Below are 24,564 nucleotides of genomic sequence, written 5' to 3'. Positions count from 1 at the left end.
AAGTATTGATTACTATGTATTATTTCCAGTTAAACGAAATGCTTTTTTCTATTTCTGGATGTAAACTTAAAAAGACAGGACACGTTAAGGCTGCTCTTTCTAATATTGTTTTTTCTTTCTCATTTTGAGTTCCGAAAACATCAAATGCGATTTCAATTCTGCCTATCCTTCTTGGTTCTGCATTCATGATTTTAGTAACATTTGCAATAGAACCCTTTAAATCAACATTTAAATCTCTTGCTTTAATACCCATAATAGTCATCATGCAAGTAGCCAATGCATTCGCAACGGTATCTGTAGGTGAAAAAGCTTCCCCTTTTCCGTTATTGTCTACTGGTGCGTCCGAAAGAATTTCTGTCCCCGATTGTAAATGAATCGACGATGTTCTTAAATCCCCTAAATATGTTACTCTTGATATCATTACTTTGCTTCTTTTATCGTTAAATCTGTATCATAATACAAGATATAAATTCCGTTATTACTATACCCTCCCGTTGTGTTTTTAGAGTAATCAAACTTATTATCTACTTGCTCTGTTGCAACTTCAAAGGTTGTTTCCTCAAACTTTTTACCTTGTGATAAACGCAAAAGCGTATCATAGGTCACATCAAATCCTCGTGTTGCAAAAACACTTGGGTATACTTTATTTTTCTTTTTGTATTCTTTTTCAAAAATTAAAGCCTCTGGAGATTCATTTTCACGGCTTACTGATGGATACATCAGTTTCAGTTTTGTTAAACTTGAAAAATTAATTTCATCTGTATCTAATGTTTCATTAGGCTCTAAAATAACTAATTGTACTTTGTAAGTTGCCATAGCACTCATTAACGTAGAAAGTGTAGCCTTTATCATGCCTGTATTTTCGGTTTCCATGACTACATAATTCATCTTGTCTTTCAACAAAAAACTTTTGATACTTTCTGCAGTAATTCCACCTGTAGCCGTTAGAGGTACAAAACGCACATCTTTGTGATTGTCTGAAATAAATTTTATAACTGAACCTTTTTTCTTGTCTACAACTGCAATCATATTTCCGCCTTTGTTACGCATGTAGTCAAAAATAGCATTCTTAACCGCATCCGGATTAGGAACCGCCTGAAAAATATTTGCAAATTTCACTTCGTTTTCTTTAGACAAAGGAGATATTACTGATACTTGATTTTGTAAAACAAGCTCTGCCATTTTCTCTACGTTTGCTTGATAAAATGGACCTATTATTGCGTCAGATTCATCAAGATTATTACTTTTTAGCAATGCTGCAACAGCCGAACTGTTTTTAGTTTCTTGTGAATCTAGTATTTTTATTTCTACATTTAACCCTAATGTTTTTGCAGAATCAATTGCCATTAAAGCACCCGAATAAAAATCTAAAGTCATGTTTAAAAATTTATCTTTCTTTAAGCGTGCGGTGATAGAATTTACAGTGTCGTTTTCAATTTTTGTAACATTAAATGGCAACAATAAGGCTAATTTCTTTCTCTCGTTATTTTTCTTAGCGAGGACAGCAAATTCCTTTTTTATAGCTTCTACCGGCGAGATAGTAGCTGATTCTGGAATTTTGATCTCCATTCCTACTTCTACTCCATTAGCCAATGCCGGATTTTCTTTCAATAGTTCTTCTTGAGATAACCCCGACATTTTTGACAAACTGTATAGCGTTTCTTTTGGTCTTACAACATAGCTTATAAAATTTACTTTAGGAGAAACTGGTTTAGAAACTATTTGTACAGACTCTTTTTTAACTTCAGTTGCTATAACAGACTTTTCAATTTTGGCTGGATTTCCTTTAATAATTAGCTCGTAACCTATGGGCAAATTGGATACAATTTCAGGATTTTTTCTTTCTAATTCTTCTATAGTAATACCGTATTTATTAGCAATAAAATATTTAGTTTCTTTAGCTAGAACAATGTGTTTAACCACTTTTTCCTGTGTAGGAACATTACTTTTTAAAGCCGTTTTAGATGGAATCACAAGAACTTGTCCAATTTTTAAAGCTTGAACATCCAGTAATGGGTTTGCTTTTTGCAGTTCCTCAGTTGTAACATCATATTTTTTCAAGATTCCATACAAAGTCTCTTTTGGAGCCATGACATGTTTTGTTGCAGTTGCCTCTTTTTTTACTGGTAAAGCAATAGCTTTTTTTGCACTTGGACTTGGAATCAACAAAATACTATTCAATTGCAATCCTTTTTGAACATCTGGATTTAACTGGTAAATATCATACGGTGTCACTTTGTATTTTTGAGCAATACTATTGATAGTTTCCCCTTTTTCAACCTTGTGAGTTGTGGATTTATTTTGTGCAAACGTACTCATAGTAAACCACAAAGCGGTCGTATATATTACAAAGAAGTATTTCATCGTGTTTTTTATAAATTTTATATTCTTAACAAACAACGGTATCAAATTTTATTCCAAAATCTGATACCGTTAATTCTTGTGCGCATATTATCACGCTATTTTAATTGAACTGGTGCTATTCCCATTCAATTGTTGCAGGTGGTTTAGAACTGATATCATATACCACTCTATTTACCCCTTTAACTTTATTGATAATGTCATTTGAAACTTTCATTAAAAACTCATACGGAAGGTGAACCCAATCAGCAGTCATACCATCAGTAGATTCTACGGCGCGCAATGCAATTACTTTTTCATAAGTACGCTCATCACCCATAACTCCAACACTATTTACAGGAAGTAGAATTGCTCCCGCTTGCCAAACTTTATCATACAAACCCCATGATTTCAATCCGTCAATAAAAACGGCATCTACATCTTGTAAAATTTGCACTTTTTCTGGTGTAATATCACCTAAGATACGTATTGACAATCCAGGTCCAGGGAAAGGATGTCTTCCTAGTAATTCTGGATCTATTCCTAATGAAGCTCCTACTCTTCTTACTTCATCTTTAAAAAGCATTCTGAGTGGTTCCACAATTTTCAATTTCATGTAATCTGGCAAACCTCCTACATTGTGATGTGATTTGATAGTTGCAGAAGGTCCTTTTACAGATACCGACTCAATTACATCTGGATAAATGGTTCCTTGGGCCAACCATTTTACATCTTCGATAATTTTTGACTCATCATCAAAAACTTCTACAAATACGCGGCCTATAATTTTACGTTTGGTTTCTGGGTCGCTTACACCGGCTAATTCGGATAGGAAACGATCTCCAGCATCCACTCCTTTTACATTCAATCCCATTCCTTTGTATTGGTCTAATACATTTTGGAACTCATTTTTACGTAACAAACCATTATTTACAAAAATACAATATAGATTTTTACCAATAGCTTGATGTAATAAAACTGCTGCCACTGTTGAATCTACTCCTCCAGAAAGACCCAAAACAACTTTATCGTCCTGTAATTTTTCTTTTAGTTCAAAGACCATTTCTTCAACGAAAGCATTTGGAGTAAAGGTTTGAGGAACGTCAGCTATTTTTACTAAGAAATTTTCTAACATTTTAGAACCATCCGTTGAGTGAAAAACCTCAGGATGGTATTGTATCGCATAGGTAGTTTCGCCTTCAATTTTGTAAGCAGCAAACTCAACATCATGAGTGCTGGCTAGTTTTACACCATTTGTTGGCAAAGCTTTGATACTATCACTATGACTCATCCAAACTTGGCTATTTGGAGAAACGCCTTCAAAGAAAATCTCATCTTCCTTGATAAATGATAAATTAGCTCTACCATATTCTCTTGTATTAGATGCAGCTACTTCACCACCGCTAAAATGAGATAAATATTGAGCTCCATAACAAACTGCTAATAAAGGAAGCTTGCCTCTTATTTGAGATAAATCTGGATGGGGTGCATCGTCTGCGCGAACAGAAAATGGACTACCTCCAAGAATTACTGCTTTATAAGATGATAAATCACTCGGAAAATGATTATATGGGAAAATTTCGCAGAATATATTTAATTCGCGAACTCTACGCGCAATAAGCTGTGTGTATTGCGATCCGAAATCTAAAATAAGTACGTTGTGTTGCATGCGCAAAAATACTTTTTATATTTTGAATTGAAAAATTGAATTTTGAAAAATATTCATTTAATTTGCTTACAAAGCCATTCTCAAATTGTAAACTTAAAATTTCTAAAATCCATACTACAGAAATTTACGTACATCCCAAAATAAATTCACAAAATGTAATTATGAAAACAAAAATTTCTTTAGTCATAGCTGTATTGTTATTGATAGCGACTTCTTGCAATGTAATTGATGATTTACTCACTTTTAACATTGACAATGAAACAAGTATACAAATTGATAGTGCTTTTCCTGTTGGGACAGCTTTTACAATTATCACTCCTGATGTTACGACAAATTCAAGTGCCACATTTGAAAACAATAATACGAAGGCCGATTTAGTAAAGGATGTAAAAATTACTGATTTGAAATTAACGATTACTAACCCTAGCAATAAATCATTTAGTTTTCTAAAATCAATACGATTGTTTATTTCGACAGATGCAAATGACGAAATTGAATTAGCATTTCTAGAAGACATTAATTCAACTGCCAATACTTTCAACCTAACGTGCACTTCGGCAAAACTTGACAAATACATTAAAGCTCCATCTTACACTATTAGAACAAGAGCTGTTGTAAAAGAAACTTTGACTCAGGATATTACTGTAAAAGCCAATATGAAATTTAGAGTTACTGCTGATCCATTTTAATATCCAGTTATCCAAAAAAGATATTCTAAACTAAGAATTATGTAGATTTTTATCCTTTTTATACACTTACTGTTGAAACCATTTTTTTTACTTTTACTCTTACTTGTTCAGTTGTCTTTAACTGGACAAGTCAAAGTTATTTCTTGGAATATTGAAAATCTTGGTAAATCAAAGAGCAATGAAACTATCGATTTTATTGCTCAAACCACCAGAGATTATGATATTATTGTCATACAAGAAGTAGTTGCTGGTTACGGTGGCGCACAAGCAGTGGCAAGGCTTGCAGATGCGTTAAATAGAAAAGGATCTAAATGGGATTACTACATCAGCAATCCTACGTCCAGTAGCGCTTATAAAACAGAACGATATACTTTTTTGTGGAAAACAAGCAGAGTAAAACTTATTGGAACTCCTTGGTTAGAAAACAAATACCATCTAGAAATAGATAGAGAACCGTATTACGCCACTTTTGAATTTGATAAAAAACAATTTACGCTAGTAAATTTTCACGCCATTACAAAAAGCAAGCAACCCGAGACTGAGATCAAGTATTTCAGGTTTTTACCCAATTTGTATTCCAATCTCAATTTGATTTTTTTAGGTGATTTTAATTGTCCGCAGTCGCATTCTGTTTTTGGCCCGTTAAAAAAATTAGGATATAAATCGGCGTTACAAAACCAAAAAACTTCTTTGAAAAGGAAATGTCAAAACAACAATTGTTTGGCGTCAGAATTTGACAATATCTTTTACAATTCAAATCGAATTTCATTTTTAGATACTGGCGTAGTTCATTTTTACAATAAATTCAATTCCATAGAAGAAGCAAGAAAAGTATCTGATCACATTCCTATTTGGATGTCATTTAAGGTACTGTAATTAACCAAAAACTTGAAAAGAAGTTCCGTCAAAACTAGCATAAACCATACTAGGATGTGAATCTTGATGATAAACAGTACCGTTGTGATCTATTGCAATTGCACCTGCAAAACCATCATAAGGCAATAATTCATTGAAGGTTTTAGCAAAAGCGTCTTTAAGTTGCATTCCGTCAGTTACTCTTGTAACAATTTTTACAGCCGTAGCATTACTTACAATATCTTCTCCTACTCCTGTCATGCTTACGCCACAAAAAGCATTGGCATAATTTCCTGCTACAGTTGCCGAATCTGAAATTCGACCTGGAATTTCAAAACCTTTACCACCAGTAGATGTAGCTGCAGCAATTTTCCCATTTTGGTCTAATGCTACACATCCTACAGTTCCTGTTCCCGTAGCTTTTAATTTAACTTCAAATTCAGTTCTACGTTGCGGAATTTCTGTAGAAAAATACTCAAACCCATTCGCTCTAGCAAAATTAGTAGCTCCAGATCCTCCTAAAATTCGATCATCTTCTTGCATCAGTAAAGCCGCTACCTCAATAGGATTTTTTACAGCTTCTATATTGATTACACCACTCATTTTTTGGGTTTCGCCATCCATAAGAGCAGCACTCATCCTAATTTTTCCGTCACTTTGAATTTGTGATCCCGTTCCTGCATTAAAAAGAGTATCATTTTCAAGTTGGGTTACTGCATAAACAACAGTTTCTGTTGCGGTATGAGTTTTTAAGTACTCATAAGATCGCATCACTATTTCTTCTAGTGCTTTCTGTTTTGCAATTTTAGTATCATCTGAAGTTGATGATTCCGAAAAAAAACCGCCGTGTATAATTAGTTTCATAATGAAATTTAGAATTTAAGTCTGATGAATCTATAAATAATGCGAAGATTGAATGTGCATTTTATGTGTATCCAAGTTGTACGTATCAAACTTACTCATGACGTGTGTGACCAAATGCGAAATAGAAATGGGTTGCCCCAATTCTACTTTGGTTAAATTAGTATCTTTTATTTCTCGGCCGTCTACAAGAATTACAAGTCCAGACCCGATGGCTTCCATCTCTTTATTATTGGTAATTAACAAACCCGTATCTTCACCAAGTCCTATTCCTAAAACTCTTGGATTCCCTACAACTGCTTGAAATAATCGACCAATACGACCGCGCTGAACAAAATGAGTGTCAATAATTACGCCATCAATAAGTCCTAGACCACTTGCAATTTTTACTTCACCTTTCAACAAGGCTTCAGAGCTGCTGCCTTGGTAAATCATATTGTTTGAAGCTGCTGCTGCACCTGCTGATGTTCCAGCATAAATAAACTCCTCATTATGATATTTATCAAGCAACATATCGTGAAAAGGAGTTCCGCCTAAAATAGAACTCAATCTTAATTGATCTCCTCCTGTAAACATTACAATATCAGCCGCTTTTAATCGTGCCAAAACTTCGGGATCAGCTGCTTGCTCTCTTCTTTCAATGGTCAGTATATCAACGTTCTTTGCATTTAAATAAGTAAATGCTTTTACATATTCGGGACCAATTTCACGCGGAATTACAGATGCTGTTGTAACAATCTCTATTCTAGATTCCTCTTTATACTTTGATTCGTTCAGAATTCTTTTTAAAATTCCAGTTTCAAAAAAATTTAAATTGGTATTCGCATTTTTATCTAAATCAGTTTCTGTAAAACTTCCTTTGTCTACAGCACCACCTATAATTATCAGTTTTCCAAGTATATTCATTTGGCAAAAATAACCAAAAAGTTAAAAATTACCATTTGCAAGGGCGTTTATTTAAAAAAAATACAATTTGAAGCATATTATTGCATAAAATTTTTATTTCATATCAAAAATGGCTACATTAGTAAAATCCTTGCTTTTATTTTAATTTCTAATACATTGTTTTTGAAAAATATTTCAAAACTCAAATTCTAGAATAAAAACATCTGTTTGGCTTTCACCTAAAAAAATCATTTTGCTTTTATGAAAATTATTAAAATACAAGCCCTACGTGGACCGAATATTTGGAGTATTCAAAGAAAAAAATTAATCCAAATGCGATTGGATTTGGAGGAAATGGAACAATTTCCTACCAATAAAATCGAAGGTTTTAGGGAAAGAATAGAAGCTATGTTGCCCAGCATGATAGAACACCGATGCTCTGAAGGTTGCAGAGGTGGATTTTTCTCAAGGGTAGATCGTGGTACGTGGATGGGACATGTAATTGAACACATTGCGCTCGAAATTCAAACTTTAGCTGGAATGGAAACTGGTTTTGGTAGAACCAGAGAAACTAAAACTCCAGGAACTTACAATGTTGTTTTTAGTTACACTGAAGAAAATGTAGGTTTATTTGCAGCCGAAGCTTCCGCTGCAATTGCCGAAGCCTTAATTGCGGGTAAGGAATATGATATTGATGCCGACTTGCAAAAAATGCGTGAAATTAGAGAACGTGTTAGGTTAGGACCTAGTACAGGGAGTATAGTAGATGAGGCCGTTTCGCGTGATATTCCATGGATACGTCTTGGAACCAACTCATTAGTACAATTAGGATATGGCATAAACCAAATGCGCTTTCAAGCTACAATTACCTGCAAAACAAGCAGTATAGCAGTTGATATCGCTTGCAATAAAGAACAAACTAAAAAAATGCTAGAGAATGCTTCTATTCCTGTAGCTAGCGGAAGTATTTGTGTTGATGAAGAAAGCTTAGCCGATGTGATCAAAAAAATAGGCTATCCTATTGTCCTTAAACCATTAGGAGGCAACCACGGAAAAGGCGCTTCCATAAACGTAACCAATTGGGAAGATGCACTATCAGGACTTGTATTTGCTCAAACCTATGGCAAACGAGTGATTGTAGAAAAATTTATCACAGGTTTTGATTTTAGAGTTCTTGTAATTGATAACAAACTAGTAGCAGCAGCAAAAAGAGTGCCGGCTCATGTTGTAGGTAATGCCGTTGATACCATTCAACAATTAATATATATTACTAACTTAGATCCAAGAAGAGGCTACGGTCATGAAAATGTATTGACACAAATTGATGTTGATCGTGATACCGAAGATTTATTAGAAAAACTAAACTACACACTTGAAACCATTCCTAACAATGGTGAAACCGTATTTTTAAAATCAACTGCAAATTTAAGTACTGGAGGCACATCAGTTGATGTGACTGATATGATGCATCCTGAAAATATTTTTCTAGCAGAGCGTATCTCTAGAGTTATAGGACTTGATGTATGCGGAGTTGATATCATGGCCGAGAATTTAACACAACCTTTAAAAGAAAATGGCGGAGTCATTCTTGAGGTTAATGCAGCACCGGGTTTTAGAATGCATTTGGCTCCCTCAGAAGGATTGCCAAGAAACGTTGCCGCTCCAGTGATTGACATGCTTTATCCTCCAGGAAAATCATGTAGAATTCCTATTATTGCGGTGACGGGAACCAATGGTAAAACGACCACTACCCGACTTTTAGCACATATTGTAAAAAACAATGGATTCAAAGTTGGTTTTACCACATCTGATGGTATTTATGTTCAAAACCACATGATGGAAAAAGGTGATACAACGGGACCATTAAGCGCCGAGTATATCTTGAGAGATCCAACAGTAGAATTTGCAGTGCTAGAAACAGCACGTGGCGGAATCCTGAGATCTGGACTAGGATTTAGCCTTTGCGATATTGGGGTAATCACAAATATTCAAGAAGACCACTTAGGTTTAAGTGACATACACACCCTGAGTGATCTTGCCAGAGTAAAAGCAACTGTGGTTAGAAGTGTTAAAAAGAATGGTTGGGCAGTTTTAAATGGAGATGATGAACATTGCATTAAAATTGCAAATGAACTCCAGTGCAATTTAGCCTACTTTAGTTTAAATGAAAATAGTGAATTCATAAAAAAACAATGCGCTGAAGGAAAAACAGTAGCCGTATATGAAAATGGTTTTATAACCATTAAAAAAGGGGAATGGAAAATAAGAGTGGAGAAAGTTACACTAGTCCCGCTAACATTAGGAGGAAAAGCTAAATTCATGATTGCCAATGTTCTTGCTGCAACGCTAGCAAGTTATTTATGGGGATTCAAAACGGGTGATATTAGTCAATCTTTAAAAACATTTATTCCCAGTGCAGCGCAAACACCTGGACGCATGAATATTTTCGAGTTTAAAAAATTCAAAGTTCTTATTGATTTTGCACACAATGCATCTGGATATAAAGGAGTTGCTGATTATTTGGAAAGCGTAACTGCATCCAAAAAAATAGGAATTATAGCAGGCGTAGGAGATCGTAGAGATGAAGATATTAGAGAATGTGCCCATATTGCAGCACGCATGTTTGATCACATTATCATCAGACAAGAAAAATTTTTAAGAGGCAGAACCGAAGAAGAAATTATCAATTTAATTCTCGAAGGCATTAAAACCTCAGGTAAAGATGTTACCTACGAAATTATTCCAAAAGAAACTGAAGCGATTAAACATGCTATCAATTGCGCCGAAGAGGGCAGTTTTATTACTGCATTGAGTGATGTAGTGACCAATGCCATTGAAATAGTACAAGAATACCTTGACAAAGAAAACGAAAAAGAGACGTTTTAGTTTTTTTTCTTGGAGCTATTCCTGCTGTCCGTTATATTCCCGCTCAAAAAACTACGGCAAAAAGCCTTGTTTTTTAAAATCGGGAGATGCCACTTCCATCAGGGCTAAAAAACAGAAAACCAGTTCATAAGACTGGTTTTCTGTTTTCAATACGATTTACGTTTTCAATTTTTTCTTTTTGGCAGCCGGAAACAATACGTTGTTCAATATCAGGCGGTATCCAGGAGAATTTGGATGTAAATCCAAAACAGTAGGTGGATCACCAACTTGGTGCTGAAAATCCTCAGGATCATGACCTCCGTAAAAGGTAAACATTCCTTTTCCTTTTTGACCATGAATGTACCTAGCTTCTGCATTTAACTCACAGCTTCCCATGACTAAAACATTAGATTTTATCAACCCTGCATCATAAGCTGTAGTTTGTCCCATAAATCCCTTGATTAACTGGGTATGATTCTGGCATAACATGCTAGGAATGGGATCCCATTTTGCCGAAAAATCCATGAGTGTGAAATAATCTTTATCTGGTGGTATTCTGCGTTTAGGCGTCATATCAATATCCGAGAATTCATATACCTCTGGTTTTCGTTCTAATGTAAAATCTTTAAAAGCAAATGAACTGCTGTAATTCATCTTGGTTTGATAATTGCCTTCACTGGCATCTCCATCAAACATAGCCTCGCAAATATCAACACCATCTGCTGCTAGTGCAATATCAAAGCTATCTGTGGCTGAACACATGGCAAACATAAATCCTCCACCAATAACAAAATCTCTAATTTTTTTGGCAACAGCTCCTTTTTGTTGTGAAACTTTTGTGTACCCTAATTTGGTTGCAAGCAGTTCAGCTCCTTTCTTTTGCTCGATGTACCAAGGAACATTCTTAAAGGCATTGTAAAATTTACCGTATTGTCCCGTAAAATCTTCATGATGCAAATGCAACCAATCATAAAGCAACAATTGATCCGATAAAACTTCTTCATCATATATGGGCGTAAATGGAATTTCAGCGTAGGTCAATACAAGCGTTACTGCATCATCCCAAGGTTGTTTCCCTTTTGGAGTATAAACTGCAATCTTTGGGGCTTTTTCAAGTACTACCGATTCCATGTTTTGTGATGGACTTGAAATTTCATTTAAAATAGTGGCTTGTTCTTGATCAGAAAGAATTTCAAAACTCACCCCACGGATCTGGCATTCTTTTCTAATTTCATCAGCGTCTGGCAACAAAAAAGAACCGCCTCTATAATTAAGCAGCCAACTGGCTTTATAATTTTTATTCAAACACCAAAACGTTATTCCGTATGCTTTTAAATGGTTTTTTTGAACCGTTTCATCCATTGGTAACAAAATAAAAGAAGCCTTCATGGTACAAGAAAACAAGAATAATACAAGTATAATAAAACGTTTTAGCATGTTGAATTTATTTATAACCCAAATATAGTAACTAAGCTACTCATGGATAAATAATTTAACTATTTAATTTAACAACAAGAATAAAAATCACGTAAAACTACGCATACTCACTTATTGGTTTAAACTTAACTTGCAATAAATAAAAAAAACTTACAATGAAAAATGTAACCTGGATTAGCAATGCTAATAATACCCCAATTGATCCTTTGAATATTTTAAAAAAAATAGCCTTGTGTATATTAGTCTTATTTATAATTGCTTTTTATGTCCTATGTTTTCAATATCTCGCTCAATAATATGAATAGAAACACTTAAAAACTTTGAAAAATTATTATACCACTTTATCTGCTGAAATTTTGTCCGTAGTTCAATCAAACGGGGATACAAGCTTGTTAAGACGCCAGCTATATTTTACTCGTGCTGACAAATTGGAAAAAAATTTAAATACAGATGATCTAAAAAAAACTTTTTGGATCAATATATATTACGCTTACTTTTTAATAATGAAGAAAGAAAATATTGACTTGAACAGTAGGTATAACTTAAAAAGAATACGAATTGCACGTACTGAAATTTCTTTGAATGATATTGAGTTTGGAATTTTAAAAAAATCAACAATGCGTTTGGGTTTTAGTTATTTTGTAAATCCTTTTCACTCTAAGTTTGTAAAAAAGATGTCTATTCAAGAAATGGATTATAGGATTCACTTTGTAATTCAAAGTATTACATTAAAAAAAACTATTTTCAATTATTATGATAGTGAGTTATTAAACGAGCAATTAGAGGAAACTATGAAACTTTTTATTAGTCAAAAACTTCAACAAGCTCCTTCATTTCAATAATTGTTAATAACAAAATAATTACTTTAAAATCTCTGCACATTTTCAACTTTTAGATTGTTCTAATCAATAGTCATAATATCATTTTGAATTGCAAATAATACTAAACCAGCAATATTTTTTGACTCTGTTTTTAATAGTAAATTGTTTCTATGCCCCTCTACGGTTCTTGGGCTTATAAACAAAGTATCTGCAATTTCAGTACTACTTTTTTGATCACAAATAAGTTTTAATATTTGAATTTCTCTGGCAGTCAAAAAATTCGAATCTAATGAACATTTTATTTTCTTTACTGTTGAAATATCCTCTTGGATTACCTTCATAATGTAATCTGTATAGTAATATCCTCTTGTGGCAACTTCATTTATAGTTATTAAAAGCTCTTGTGGAGTTGTATTTTTTACTAGATAAGCAACTGCTCCTACAGCAATCATATTAGATATAAAGGATTTTGTATTGTAACTTGTCAAAGCAATAATTTTTATACTTGGATAAACGGTATGAATTATTTTTGTAGCCTCTACACCATTTATACCCTGCATTTTCAAATCCATTATTATAATATCAGGATGATTGTCATGATTGCTTTCAAGAAAACCCAAGAGTTCTCCACCATTTGAAGCTTCATAAATTACATCAATGTTTTTTTCTCTATCCAATAAAAAAGAAATTCCTTTTCTAAAGAGAACTTCATCATCAACAATAATAATTTTTATACTATTTTTCATTATTGGAAATTAAAAATTATTGTAACTCCTTCGTTTGGTGCTGATTTCATATCAATAGTACCTTTTAAAAATGCAATTCGGCTTTCTATATTTTTCATCCCTAATCCTTTCATATTATCAGAACTATCCATTATAAAACCAATACCATTATCCGAATAAGTACATTGCTTTTTATTTTCAATTTCCTCAAAAAGAATAGCAATCTTAGTTGCTTTCCCATGTCGTAAAGAGTTATTCATTAGTTCCTGCAAAATCCTAAAGACATGTAAATGACGATCATTATCTATTAAATTAAATGAAGTCTTACAAGTATAAACCACATTTACTGCCTGCGAACTACTACACTCTAAACACAATTCTTCAACTCCTGCATGCAAACCAAATTTTTCTAGAACGGGCGGTAGTAAACCGTGAGCAATTTTTCTAGAGCTGTCCAACGCTTTGCCCGTTAAATCAATTATATTTTGTGTTATTTCCTGAACTTCACTACTTGTTAAGTTAGACCTATTTAACAAATGACTGTTTAAAGCTACAATATTCAGTTTTGAACTAATATCATCATGCAAATCCTGAGCAATTCTTTTTCGTTCTTCTTCTTGAGTTAAAATCACTGCTTGAATTTGATCTTGTTTAAATTGAATTTCTAAATCTTTTTTCTCTATTTCTTTTTTGATTATTCGTTTACGAGAAAAATAAAAAAAAACGATTAGACCTACAGCTAGCAGTATAAAAAATAGAGATGTATACAATATTATTGCAACAATCTCTTTTTCATACATTTGACTTTCTTTCATGGTTACTGTTTAATACTTTTTTAGAAAAACTTTTTTTCCATTCGACGAAAATAAGCAATTGAAAAAGAATTACTAAAAAAGAATTTACCGTCCAGGTCAAAAACTTAACAGCATCACTCAAACCTATTGTTAGGTTTCCTACAAAAAACAGAACGGTACTTGCTAGTAAATATATAATTATTCCTATAGTCAAATAGTAATACTGCTTATTCTCTAATAACATGTTGTACAAATGCATTACGGCATACAAAACTACAAGTAATGAGGTAAGAGCAATTTCAAATAAATTAAACTTAAAAAATTGCTCAGGATAGAAGCAATAATCCAGCAATAACAACATAGAACCCACAATCATAGTGTATTTTATTATACTAACTTGTGCTTTTGTCTTCATTAATGATTTGTAAAAAAAACCCAAACACAAAAACTGACCGATAAAGTAAACATGAACTAATAATAAGTTATCTATACTTTGAAGTACTAAAATTTCCATACTTACTTGTACAATAACTAAAACTGTAAGATAATAAACAAGATACTGGAAGGTTTTCCCGTTTTTAGAAAAACCACTCCAGTATAACAAAAAATTTAATAACAGAACAAAATATCCTACATAAACAAAAATCAAATACACGTGTATTAATTTTGTAGTGGACTGTCTGGGTCACCGTTTGGAGGGCAAGGTCTAGAAGCATCATACACAATACCACCTTCATCTGAATCACCCTCTTCATCAGTTTGCGAAGATCCAAAAACATCTCTATAAATACCCTTTTCGTCTTTATTTGCTCCTACAAAGATGAGTGTTTCTTCTTTTTTATCATTAATCCCAAGGTAGGCACGCACAGCATCTGTTTTAAGAGCTAATACCGCTTCAAGACTTTCTCTTGGAATTAAAAAAGCATCTACTTTCTTTTTAGATCCTTCTAACTCTTGCTTACCTCTGTAAGCTTTGGTCCACTTTTCAGCAGTTTGTAATGAAACTTCAATTGATTCTGCGAAATTTTCGTTGTCCATAATTATGCTATTTTTATGTTAGTTTATAGTACTTACTGTATTAAATAAGCAGTGCTAAGATATTTATTTTTTTTCAAAAAAGAACATTATAATTTCATTAATAATACAATGATAATTTCACAAAAAAAATGCCCTCAAAGAATATTAATTTGAGGGCATTTTTATATAATTACAATATACTAATTAAAAGGGAACATCACTATCATCTTCATCATCATTAAAATTACTTCCAAAAGCTTCATTAGCTGATGGCAAATTTTTTGTAATAAAAGGATTGTCGTCTTGGTTCATACTAGAAGGCAAATCATCATAGCCACCACTATAATCCTCCAAGTTGTCAAATTTACCTAAGTGTCCTATAAACTTTAGTCTCACGTTTTCTATACTACCATTACGGTGTTTTGCAATCATGATTTCGGCTTGACCAGTAGTAGGCGAAGCTTCGTCATCATCCCATTCGTCTATTTTATAATACTCCGGACGGTACAAGAAGGATACGATATCAGCATCCTGCTCAATAGCTCCAGATTCACGTAAATCAGACAGCAACGGACGTTTACTTGAACCACGCGTTTCAACCGCACGCGAAAGTTGAGAAAGTGCAATAACAGGCACATTCAACTCCTTAGCCAATGCTTTTAAATTTCGGGAAATAGTAGATATTTCTTGCTCTCTGTTTCCGCCACCTTTTCCGCTTCCGCCAGCAGTCATTAATTGCAAATAATCGACAATTATGATTCGAATTCCGTGTTGCGATACCAATCGTCTTGCTTTGGCACGTAAATCAAAAATGGAAAGCGAAGGAGTATCATCAATAAAAAGAGGTGCTTTTTCTAAATTTTTAACTTTGGTACTTAATTGCTCCCACTCGTGTTTTTCTAATTTACCTGTACGCAGTTTTTCAGATGATAATCCAGTCTCGGATGAAATTAAACGTGTAATTAATTGCACCGATGCCATCTCTAAAGAAAATAAGGCAACCGGCATTTTAAAATCAATAGCCATGTTTCTAGCCATAGATAATACAAATGCTGTTTTTCCCATGGCTGGTCTTGCAGCAATAATAATTAAATCACTTGGTTGCCATCCTGATGTAATTTTGTCCAACTTATCAAAACCAGTTGCTACACCACTTAATCCCTCTTGACCTGCAATTTCTTCAATACGTTTTTTGGCTTGCAGTACAAGACTTTGTGCTGTTTCTGAACTTCGTTTTATGTTTCCTTGAGTAACTTCATAAAGCTTCGATTCGGCTCTGTCTAATAAATCAAAAACATCTGTAGTTTCATCATAAGAATCTTCAATAATTTCAGTTGAAATCCGAATTAAACTTCGCTGAATAAATTTTTGAAGTATAATTCTAGAGTGGAATTCAATATGTGCTGATGAGGATATCTTTTGCGTAAGCTGGATTAAATAAAAATCGCCACCTGCCAACTCTAGTTTTGCGTTTTTCTTCAGCTGAGCCGATACCGTCAATAAATCTATAGGCTGCGTCTCAGTAAACAATTGAACGATGGCTTCAAAAATATGTTTGTGCGCTTCTTTGTAAAAAGCATCAGGTTGCAAAATATCAATTACATCATCAACCCCTTTTTTATCAATCATCATTGCGCCTAGAACAGCTTCCTCTAGTTCAAGCACTTGAGGCTGCAATTTTCCTTTTTCTAAGCTTATTATTGTGCTTTTATCAACCTTTACAGGATTAATATTTCTGAAATTTTCCATAACGCGAAAGTAACATAAATTTAAAAAAAATCAGCGATGAGTTGTTACAAAGAAATGTTGATAACCAACTATTTTTTGTTCATAACCCAAAAAAAATCCGTCTCGACCTAGGTTTTAGTACGAGACGGATGAACTATAAATTTGTAAGATTTTATTCTTTAAACTCTCCCATTTTACTGTATTTCTCCATTCTCTGAGCTATAAGATCAGCTGTTGATAAGTCTTTCAGTTCATTATAGCCTTTTAAGATATACTGCTCTACTGTTTTAAAGGTAGTTTCTTTATCATAATGAGCTCCACCTAACGGTTCTGGTATGATATCATCAACTAATTTTTGCCTCTTCATATCAGCTGAAGTCAGTTTCAAAGCATCGGCAGCTTGTTCCTTGTACTCCCAACTTTTCCATAAAATAGACGAACACGATTCTGGCGAAATAACAGAGTACCATGTATTTTCCATCATGTATACCTTGTCCCCTACTCCTATTCCTAATGCGCCACCTGATGCACCTTCACCTACAATAATAGTAATAATTGGCACTTTCAAGTTAATCATCTCAAAAATGTTTCTAGCAATAGCTTCTCCTTGTCCGCGCTCTTCAGCTTCAAGACCTGGATAAGCTCCTGGAGTATCAATAAGTGTTACCACTGGGATACCAAATTTCTCTGCCATTTTCATCAAGCGCAATGCTTTTCTATAACCTTCTGGATTTGCCATCCCGAAATTACGAAACTGACGCATTTTAGTATTGATTCCTTTTTGTTGACCAACAAACATAAACGATTGTCCATTAATTTGTCCAAGTCCACCTATCATGGCTTTGTCGTCCTTAAATCCTCTATCTCCAAAAAGTTCTAAAAAAGTCCCTTTGGTAAGATTCGTAATATGCTCTAGAACATAAGGCCTATTTGGGTGTCTAGAAAGCTGAACACGTTGCCAAGCCGTTAAATTTTTATAAATATTCTTTTTTGTCTCTTCTAGTTTCTTGCTTATTTGTTTGCAAGTATTCGTTACATCAACATCTGATTCTTCACCAATAATAAGACATTTGTCCAATTGCTCTTCAAGTTCTTTTATTGGAAGCTCAAAATCTAAATATTCCATAGGATTTTTGCGTTTTTGTTTTTATTTCGAACAGCAAATATAAAATTTTAAATCGTTCAAAAAGGTAAATTTACTATTTATGTGAAAAATTTTGATTCCTAAAGCATTACAAAAGCTATGCTGTTTTGGATTTCTGGTAGTGTTTGATCACTCCATTAAGTATCACAGTAATGACAATTATTATGGCGCCAATGTAAAACTCAAAACTCATTTTTTCTTTGCCACCCAATATAAAATATGCCAAGATTATCCCGTACACAGGCTCTAAATTTGTGGTAAGCATTACGGTATATGGCGTGAGTTTTTGCATTACTTTAACCGAGGCGGTAAAAGCATAAGCGGTACACACTGAGGCCAGTATTAATATTAGAATCCAATTGTTAACTGTCATTTCAAAAAAAGCGGCTGTAAACTTTCCTTGTATAAAAAAGTAGGCAGATATAAACACAACTCCAGCTACAAACTCATAAAAAGAAATAACAGAAGGATCATGGTTAGCGATTAATTTCCCGTTCATCAAGGTAAATAAAACACCTAGCAATATAGATACAAGTGCATACAGCATCCCATCAAGATAGTTGATTTCTACTTGCATAATTAAGGCCAATCCCGCTATAATTATGAGTCCAAAAAAAACTTCATACCACAAGACTTTTCTGCCATAAAACAAGGGTTCAAGTATAGATGCAAAAAAAGCACCAAGTGAAAACACCGATAATGTTATGGATACATTTGAGACATGAATAGCTTTAAAGAAAAAGATCCAATGCAAGGCAATCAACAATCCTACAAACATTAATTTCAATAACGATTTTACTGGAACTTTAAAAGATTTTTTTGAAATCACTAAAAAAGCTGCTATAAAAATCCCTGCAAATAACATCCTGAACCATACCAATGCATCAGCAGATATAGTAATTAAAGCGCCCAAAATGGCGGTGAAACCCCAGATAAAAACAATTAAATGGAGGTTTAAATAACTTTTTAAATTATCGTTTTGCATTGCGAAGTAAATAAATGGCTAAAATTCCAAAAACAATATTGGGCAACCATACGGCTAGTAATGGAGGAATGCTGGACTTCTCTGCTAGTACACCAAAGATTTTATCAAAAAACACAAATGAAAAAGCAAGTGCAATTCCTATGGCTAGATTGGTTCCCATTCCGCCTCTTCGTTTCATGGATGAAACAGCGACTGCAATAATGGTTAAAATAAATGCTGAAATGGGTACACTATATTTTTTATACAAGACTACGAGATATACATTTATGTTTGAAGAACCACGCTCGCGTTCTTTGTCTATAAAAGCATTCAGTTTACCTAAACTTAAGGTCTCTGCTATATACACTACTGGTGTTAAATCCTCTAAGTCAAATTCAAAAACGGCTTTCTTTTCTGGGAGTTTTACAATAACATCATTTAGTGGGCCTACCGTTCTTTTCGTATAATCATATAAGGTGTACGTGCTGTCTTTTGGGTTCCAAGTAATTCTACTGGCTGTAATTTTATGCACTAGTTTATCCTTTTTAAAACGCTCTAATGAAAAATTAAAAGCCGTTTTAGTCTCGGTATTAAAACTGTTTACATAAATAAAATCGGTATCATTTATTTGCCTGTACACATCAGTATTATCGCCTCTCATGGCTTCTTTACCGCCTCCTTTTAAGTACATGTACCTAAAATTATTAAATCCTTCACTAGCGGATGGAACCACAAAAAATCCCATCAACAAAACAAATACGGATACTATAGAAGCACCCATAATGTAAGGCCTCAAAAATCGTGTAAATGAGATTCCTGAACTCAGTATGGCAATAATCTCAGTATCATTGGCAAGTTTTGACGTAAACCAAATCACCGATAAAAACAAAAATATAGGAAAAAGAGAATTGGCAAAATAAACTGTAAAATTGTAATAATAAAGCGCTATTTCAACAATAGGAACTTTATTTTCAAGCAGTTTATTAATCTTCTCAGATACATCCACCACAATCCCTATTGGAATAAACAACAACAACATTACCGCAAATGTGGCTAAATATCTTTTAAGAATGTATTTGTCTATTATTGTAAGCATAATTTAAATTATGAATTATGAATTGTACATTATGAGCTACAGGCTAACTCATAATTTACAATTCATAATTATTTTATAGTCGTTGGCTCATGTTTTTAACCATCATCTCTTTCCAAGGCTTAAAGTCTCCTGCTAAGATGTGTTTTCTAGCCTCGCGCACTAACCACATGTAAAATCCAAGATTGTGAATGGTAGCAATTTGTTTTCCTAAGTATTCATTTGCTGCAAAAAGGTGACGCAAATAGGCTTTTGTATATTCAGTATCTACAAAGGTGATTCCCATTTCATCAATGACTGAAAAATCAGCTTCCCATTTTTTATTTTTAATGTTTATGGTACCATGAGCCGTAAATAACATTCCGTTACGGGCGTTACGTGTAGGCATCACACAATCAAACATATCAATACCCAACGCAATATTTTCAAGTATGTTAATTGGCGTTCCCACACCCATTAAATATCTTGGTTTATCCTCAGGTAATATTTCACACACTACTTCGGTCATGGCATACATTTCCTCAGCTGGTTCCCCTACAGATAAGCCGCCTATGGCATTACCTTGTTGGTTAGAATTGGCAATATATTCAGCTGATTGTCTTCGTAAATCTTTATATGTACTTCCTTGAACAATTGGGAAAAAAGTTTGCTCATACCCGTACTTAAACGGTAGCGTGTCTAGGTGATTGATACAACGGTCTAGCCAGCGGTGCGTCATTTTCATAGAGCGCTTGGCATAATTGTAATCACAAGGATAAGGCGTACACTCATCAAATGCCATGATGATATCAGCACCTATTGTTCGCTGAATTTCCATAACATTTTCAGGCGTGAAAAAATGGTAAGAACCATCAATGTGAGATTTAAACTTAACGCCCTCTTCCTTAATTTTTCTATTGGCACTCAAAGAATATACTTGGTACCCACCAGAATCAGTCAAAATATTGCGATCCCAGTTCATAAACTTGTGTAAACCACCTGCTTTTTCAAGAATTTCAGTTTGTGGACGCAAGTATAAGTGATAGGTATTCCCCAGAATAATATCTGGATTAATATCGTTTTTTAATTCCCTTTGGTGTACTCCTTTTACAGAAGCAACAGTACCTACAGGCATAAAAATTGGCGTTTCAATCACACCGTGATCTGTTGTAATTGTTCCCGCTCTGGCCTTAGATAGCGGATCATTTTTTAATAAATCAAACTTCATATAACTTTTTTACTGTTGGCAAAGATAACAGAATTACAATTTGGGAATACCGAATTCTGATTTTTTAATACTGAATTCTTGTTTTGAATGAATAATAGCACTTATGACAAGAATATTATAACTTAATTTAGAAATGCTGTAACACTCTTAAAGTAAAAAATACTGATCTTTGGAGTAGTATTAAAACACCCTAAAATCATGCAAACGGTACTCAAAAAAATCATTCCTTTAGTTCTAATCTCATTCTTTTTTACAAGTTGCTCGGTAATTGAAGGTATCTTTAAAGCAGGAATGGGAGTGGGCATATTTATAGTCATTGCCGTAATAGCAGTGATCGTTTGGATTATTAGCCGAATTACAAAAAAATAAAACATAGAAATCATGAAAAAGGATACCACTAAGGTTGCTGCCGAAAGTTCTAAAAGTACTATTGAGAAAAACCTGGAAAAATTAGAGTATCCAGCCACCGAAGATATTTTTGTTCAATTGGACCAAGATAAAGAAATGGATATAGATGCGATTCCAAATAATAAAAAATTAGAAAATAAACCAGAACTTTGGGACGAAAATGCGTTGCCAACACAAGGAATTGGTAGTGATTTAGACATTCCCGGTTCAGAACTGGATGACGCTCAAGAACAAGTGGGCAGTGAAGACGAAGAAAATAATTTTTACAGCGAAAGCGACACCAAATAATCCCTTAAAAACATAATTATGGCTATCAAATCCGTTAATCCATATACTTTAGAAACGCTAAAAACGTTTGACGAAATTACAGATTCTCAGTTAGAACAAGCAATTGACGATGCACATGACGCTTACCTAGACTGGAAAAAAACAAGCTACGAAGAGCGTGCAGCATTACTAAATAAAATTGCTGCTACCTTTCGATCAAAAAAGAAAGAATTATCTGAAATGATCACCACCGAAATGGGGAAATTAATTGGACAATCAGAATATGAAATTGAATATTGCGCCAATATTTTTGAATATTATGCCAAAAATGGAGCTGAATTTTTAGCCGATCAAAATATAACTACCGCAGTAGGTGAAGCCGTTTTGACCAAAGCGCCTATTGGTGTTATTCTTGCCGTTGAACCTTGGAATTTTCCTTTCTATCAAGTTGCCCGCGTGGTTGCTCCAAATTTAATGATTGGGAATACCATCGTACTCAAACATTCCTCAAACGTGCCGCAATGTGCCCAAGCATTTCAAGATATTTTTACCGAAATACAAGCTCCAAAAAGTTTATACACCAACTTGTTTTTATCTTCAAAAAAGATTGAGAAACTAATTGAAAATCCTAAAATTCAAGGTGCTTGTTTAACTGGAAGTGAAAAAGCAGGCGCATCACTAGCACAATTTGCTGGAAAAAACATTAAAAAATCAGTACTAGAACTGGGCGGAAATGATCCGTTTATTGTTTTGGAAGATGCCGATATTGACCGTGCAACCGACTTAGCAATTAAAGGCCGAATGATCAATAACGGACAAAGCTGCGTGGCTTCAAAAAGATTTATCGTTTTAGAGCAAGTAGCCGATGCGTTTTTAGAAAAATTCACTAAAAAAATGGAAGCCTTAAAACTGGGCGATCCCATGGACAAAGAAACACAACTGGGTCCATTATCCAGTCAAGATGCCCTAGACACCTTATTAGAACAAGTAAACACCACCATAAAACAAGGCGCAACGGTTATTACTGGTGGAAAGCAAGCAAATTTAAAAGGAGCTTTCATGCAACCTACCATTTTAACCCATTTAAAACCAGATATGCTCGCGTTTCAAGAAGAATTATTTGGTCCTGTAGCCAGTTTTTATCGCGTAAAAAATGATGAAGAAGCCATTGCATTGGCCAACGCTACTCGATTTGGTTTAGGAAGTTCCATTTTTTCAAAAGACATGGAAAGAGCAAAAAATATGGCCAAACAAATCGATTCTGGAATGGTTTTCATCAATCAACCCACAAAATCAAACGAAAGTTTACCCTTTGGCGGAACAAAAAGATCGGGTTATGGTAGAGAACTTTCAGCATTGGGGATGGATGAATTTGTAAATAAGAAATTAATTCATGCCGTTTCAGAAACCGACATCCTATAAATCAATCCACATTTTAAGAGTCCCACTTCGGTGGGATTTTTTTTGGTACTGGTAAAAAAACAAAATCCAAATCAAAAAACACCTTCCTACACTACATTCCCACAAAATAGCATTCATTTCCTTTTGGGTGTACCCCTACGTAAAAACTTCGGGTCGGGCTTTCGGCTTTATCTTTCCGTTACACTACAAGGATATCGCCTCTATCCCTTACACAAAAAAAAGACACCCCTTCATTCTACAAGATGGAGTACAAATCTTAAAAAAAATTGTATCTTTAAACCCCAAAAAAAAGACACAATGAACTGGAAAGCAGCACCCTTAATAAACAAAGACGAAAATAGAATTGCACTCTATTTTGAAAAAAACCAAGATCTTATTCAACAAGTCAAGCAAATAAGTGGCGCTAGATGGAGCCAACAAAAAAAACTATGGCACATACCCGATACTATTGAAAACAGAATCCAGTTTCAAGTACAACCAGACCCCACACAGCAAATTTCTCTAGAAGCAATTCATTATTTAGAAAAATTCAAACAATGGTTGCAATCCAAACGCTACAGCCAAAACACCATTACCACTTACTCTGAGGCCTTAAAAACATTTTTGCTCTTTTTTCCAGAAAAAAACATCCCCGACATTAACAATAATGATGTAATCCTATTCAATAACAACTACATCCTTAATAAAAAATTATCTGAATCCTATCAAAACCAAATTGTAAACGCCATCAAACTCTTTTTTAAAATAGTAATGGACACTAAAATTGACATTGACAAAATACATAGACCAAAACGCGCCAAAGTATTACCCAATGTACTGAGCAAGGCAGAAGTAAAACTAATTTTGAATGCCCACAGCAACCTCAAACACAAAACAATGCTTTCCTTGATTTATAGTTGTGGCTTACGCTGTGGTGAATTATTAGCACTGCAACCCGTTCATATCGATTCCAAAAGAAACTTGGTTTTACTAAAAAAAGCAAAAGGTCAAAAAGATCGCATTGCTCCATTGTCGCCCAAAATTTTAGAAATGCTTCGGGAATATTATATCATTCACAAACCCATGAAGTACTTATTTGAAGGACAAATCAAAGGTCAACCCTATGATGCCAGAAGTTTACAACTCATATTGAAACAGGCGCTTAAAAAAGCAGGAATAACAAAGCCCGCCACTTTGCACTGGTTGCGACATAGTTTTGCTACACACTTACTAGAAAGTGGTACCGATTTACGCTACATTCAAGAATTACTAGGGCATAGCAGCAGTAAAACTACCGAAATTTACACGCACGTAAGTACGAAAAGTTTGCAACAAATTAAAAGTCCGTTTGATGATTTATAAGAGAAATTTACTATATTTGAAAAAACAAAAAG

At 34.1% G+C, this 24,564-nt stretch carries 23 protein-coding genes; 8 read left to right on the top strand and 15 right to left on the bottom strand.

The window, feature by feature from the left end; genetic code table 11:
- Window positions 1-19 precede the first annotated feature (19 nt).
- The 3 genes from AC061E_RS11430 to guaA form a co-directional block, all read right to left on the bottom strand.
- Window positions 20-421 (bottom strand): OsmC family protein, encoded by a 402-nt coding sequence (locus AC061E_RS11430; RefSeq protein WP_478286353.1) that lies wholly within the window; start codon window positions 419-421, stop codon window positions 20-22.
- On the bottom strand, window positions 421-2,364 hold the full coding sequence (locus tag AC061E_RS11425) for a LysM peptidoglycan-binding domain-containing protein (RefSeq protein WP_478286352.1): 1,944 nt from the start codon (window positions 2,362-2,364) through the stop codon (window positions 421-423). The genes AC061E_RS11430 and AC061E_RS11425 overlap by 1 nt, the downstream gene beginning before the upstream one ends.
- 115 nt (window positions 2,365-2,479) lie before the next feature.
- A complete protein-coding gene (gene guaA, locus AC061E_RS11420) occupies window positions 2,480-4,009 on the bottom strand; it encodes a glutamine-hydrolyzing GMP synthase (RefSeq protein ID WP_478286351.1) in 1,530 nt (509 codons plus the stop codon).
- Window positions 4,010-4,170: 161 nt separating this feature from the next.
- On the opposite strand from guaA, the gene AC061E_RS11415 reads away from it, so the two are divergent.
- Together AC061E_RS11415 and AC061E_RS11410 are read left to right on the top strand one after the other, a co-directional pair.
- A complete protein-coding gene (locus tag AC061E_RS11415; protein ID WP_478286350.1) occupies window positions 4,171-4,698 on the top strand; it encodes a hypothetical protein in 528 nt (175 codons plus the stop codon).
- 72 nt (window positions 4,699-4,770) lie between these two features.
- Window positions 4,771-5,574 carry an endonuclease/exonuclease/phosphatase family protein gene (locus AC061E_RS11410; RefSeq protein WP_478286349.1) on the top strand — a complete coding sequence of 268 codons (804 nt, stop codon included), beginning with the start codon at window positions 4,771-4,773 and terminating at the stop codon, window positions 5,572-5,574.
- Here AC061E_RS11410 and AC061E_RS11405 read toward each other — a convergent pair whose 3' ends face one another.
- Window positions 5,575-6,417: an isoaspartyl peptidase/L-asparaginase gene (locus AC061E_RS11405; protein WP_478286348.1), complete on the bottom strand. Its 843-nt coding sequence runs from the start codon at window positions 6,415-6,417 to the stop codon at window positions 5,575-5,577.
- Window positions 6,418-6,447: 30 nt separating this feature from the next.
- Entirely contained in the window at window positions 6,448-7,320 is an 873-nt protein-coding gene (locus AC061E_RS11400; RefSeq protein WP_158730457.1) for a cyanophycinase, read from the bottom strand.
- Window positions 7,321-7,560: 240 nt separating this feature from the next.
- On the opposite strand from AC061E_RS11400, the gene cphA reads away from it, so the two are divergent.
- Window positions 7,561-10,185: a cyanophycin synthetase gene (gene cphA / locus AC061E_RS11395; RefSeq protein WP_478286347.1), complete on the top strand. Its 2,625-nt coding sequence runs from the start codon at window positions 7,561-7,563 to the stop codon at window positions 10,183-10,185.
- A gap of 156 nt (window positions 10,186-10,341) precedes the next feature.
- Here the strand turns inward: cphA and AC061E_RS11390 are convergent, their stop codons facing one another.
- The gene (locus tag AC061E_RS11390) at window positions 10,342-11,601 is read right to left on the bottom strand and encodes an asparagine synthetase B (RefSeq protein ID WP_478286346.1); all 1,260 of its coding nucleotides are present in this window, start codon (window positions 11,599-11,601) and stop codon (window positions 10,342-10,344) included.
- Window positions 11,602-11,921: 320 nt separating this feature from the next.
- Between AC061E_RS11390 and AC061E_RS11385 the strand changes: the two genes are divergently transcribed.
- Entirely contained in the window at window positions 11,922-12,443 is a 522-nt protein-coding gene (locus AC061E_RS11385) for a DUF547 domain-containing protein (RefSeq protein ID WP_478286345.1), read from the top strand.
- A 59-nt stretch (window positions 12,444-12,502) separates the two neighbouring features.
- Here the strand turns inward: AC061E_RS11385 and AC061E_RS11380 are convergent, their stop codons facing one another.
- From AC061E_RS11380 to tgt, 9 genes are all read right to left on the bottom strand, one after another.
- Window positions 12,503-13,168, bottom strand: coding sequence for a response regulator transcription factor (locus tag AC061E_RS11380; protein ID WP_478286344.1), 666 nt, complete (start codon window positions 13,166-13,168; stop codon window positions 12,503-12,505).
- Window positions 13,168-13,962, bottom strand: a complete 795-nt coding sequence (locus AC061E_RS11375; protein WP_478286343.1) for a sensor histidine kinase — start codon at window positions 13,960-13,962, stop codon at window positions 13,168-13,170. The genes AC061E_RS11380 and AC061E_RS11375 overlap by 1 nt, the downstream gene beginning before the upstream one ends.
- Window positions 13,940-14,356 carry a hypothetical protein gene (locus tag AC061E_RS11370; RefSeq protein ID WP_478286342.1) on the bottom strand — a complete coding sequence of 139 codons (417 nt, stop codon included), beginning with the start codon at window positions 14,354-14,356 and terminating at the stop codon, window positions 13,940-13,942. The genes AC061E_RS11375 and AC061E_RS11370 overlap by 23 nt, the downstream gene beginning before the upstream one ends.
- Before the next feature lie 245 nt (window positions 14,357-14,601).
- A complete protein-coding gene (locus tag AC061E_RS11365; RefSeq protein WP_478286341.1) occupies window positions 14,602-14,979 on the bottom strand; it encodes a hypothetical protein in 378 nt (125 codons plus the stop codon).
- A gap of 183 nt (window positions 14,980-15,162) precedes the next feature.
- On the bottom strand, window positions 15,163-16,707 hold the full coding sequence (dnaB, locus tag AC061E_RS11360) for a replicative DNA helicase (protein WP_086453927.1): 1,545 nt from the start codon (window positions 16,705-16,707) through the stop codon (window positions 15,163-15,165).
- Between the two features lie 151 nt (window positions 16,708-16,858).
- Window positions 16,859-17,812: an acetyl-CoA carboxylase carboxyltransferase subunit alpha gene (locus AC061E_RS11355; RefSeq protein ID WP_158730447.1), complete on the bottom strand. Its 954-nt coding sequence runs from the start codon at window positions 17,810-17,812 to the stop codon at window positions 16,859-16,861.
- A 115-nt stretch (window positions 17,813-17,927) separates the two neighbouring features.
- Entirely contained in the window at window positions 17,928-18,815 is an 888-nt protein-coding gene (locus AC061E_RS11350) for a DMT family transporter (protein WP_478286340.1), read from the bottom strand.
- Entirely contained in the window at window positions 18,802-19,890 is a 1,089-nt protein-coding gene (locus AC061E_RS11345) for an LptF/LptG family permease (RefSeq protein WP_478286339.1), read from the bottom strand. The genes AC061E_RS11350 and AC061E_RS11345 overlap by 14 nt, the downstream gene beginning before the upstream one ends.
- 73 nt (window positions 19,891-19,963) lie before the next feature.
- Entirely contained in the window at window positions 19,964-21,094 is a 1,131-nt protein-coding gene (gene tgt / locus AC061E_RS11340) for a tRNA guanosine(34) transglycosylase Tgt (protein WP_221917131.1), read from the bottom strand.
- 198 nt (window positions 21,095-21,292) lie between these two features.
- Between tgt and AC061E_RS11335 the strand changes: the two genes are divergently transcribed.
- The 4 genes from AC061E_RS11335 (at window position 21,293) to AC061E_RS11320 (ending at window position 24,532) form a co-directional block, all read left to right on the top strand.
- On the top strand, window positions 21,293-21,463 hold the full coding sequence (locus tag AC061E_RS11335; RefSeq protein WP_478286338.1) for a hypothetical protein: 171 nt from the start codon (window positions 21,293-21,295) through the stop codon (window positions 21,461-21,463).
- Between the two features lie 12 nt (window positions 21,464-21,475).
- Window positions 21,476-21,790: a hypothetical protein gene (locus AC061E_RS11330; RefSeq protein WP_478286337.1), complete on the top strand. Its 315-nt coding sequence runs from the start codon at window positions 21,476-21,478 to the stop codon at window positions 21,788-21,790.
- Between the two features lie 18 nt (window positions 21,791-21,808).
- Complete coding sequence (locus AC061E_RS11325; RefSeq protein ID WP_478286336.1) at window positions 21,809-23,191, top strand: NAD-dependent succinate-semialdehyde dehydrogenase; 1,383 nt, start codon at window positions 21,809-21,811, stop codon at window positions 23,189-23,191.
- 297 nt (window positions 23,192-23,488) lie between these two features.
- Window positions 23,489-24,532: a tyrosine-type recombinase/integrase gene (locus AC061E_RS11320; protein WP_478286335.1), complete on the top strand. Its 1,044-nt coding sequence runs from the start codon at window positions 23,489-23,491 to the stop codon at window positions 24,530-24,532.
- Window positions 24,533-24,564 lie beyond the last annotated feature (32 nt).

This window comes from Flavobacterium sp. GNP011, assembly GCF_056428925.1.
Note: the sequence above shows the minus strand (reverse complement) of the source record. Positions and strands in the feature narration are given on the sequence as shown.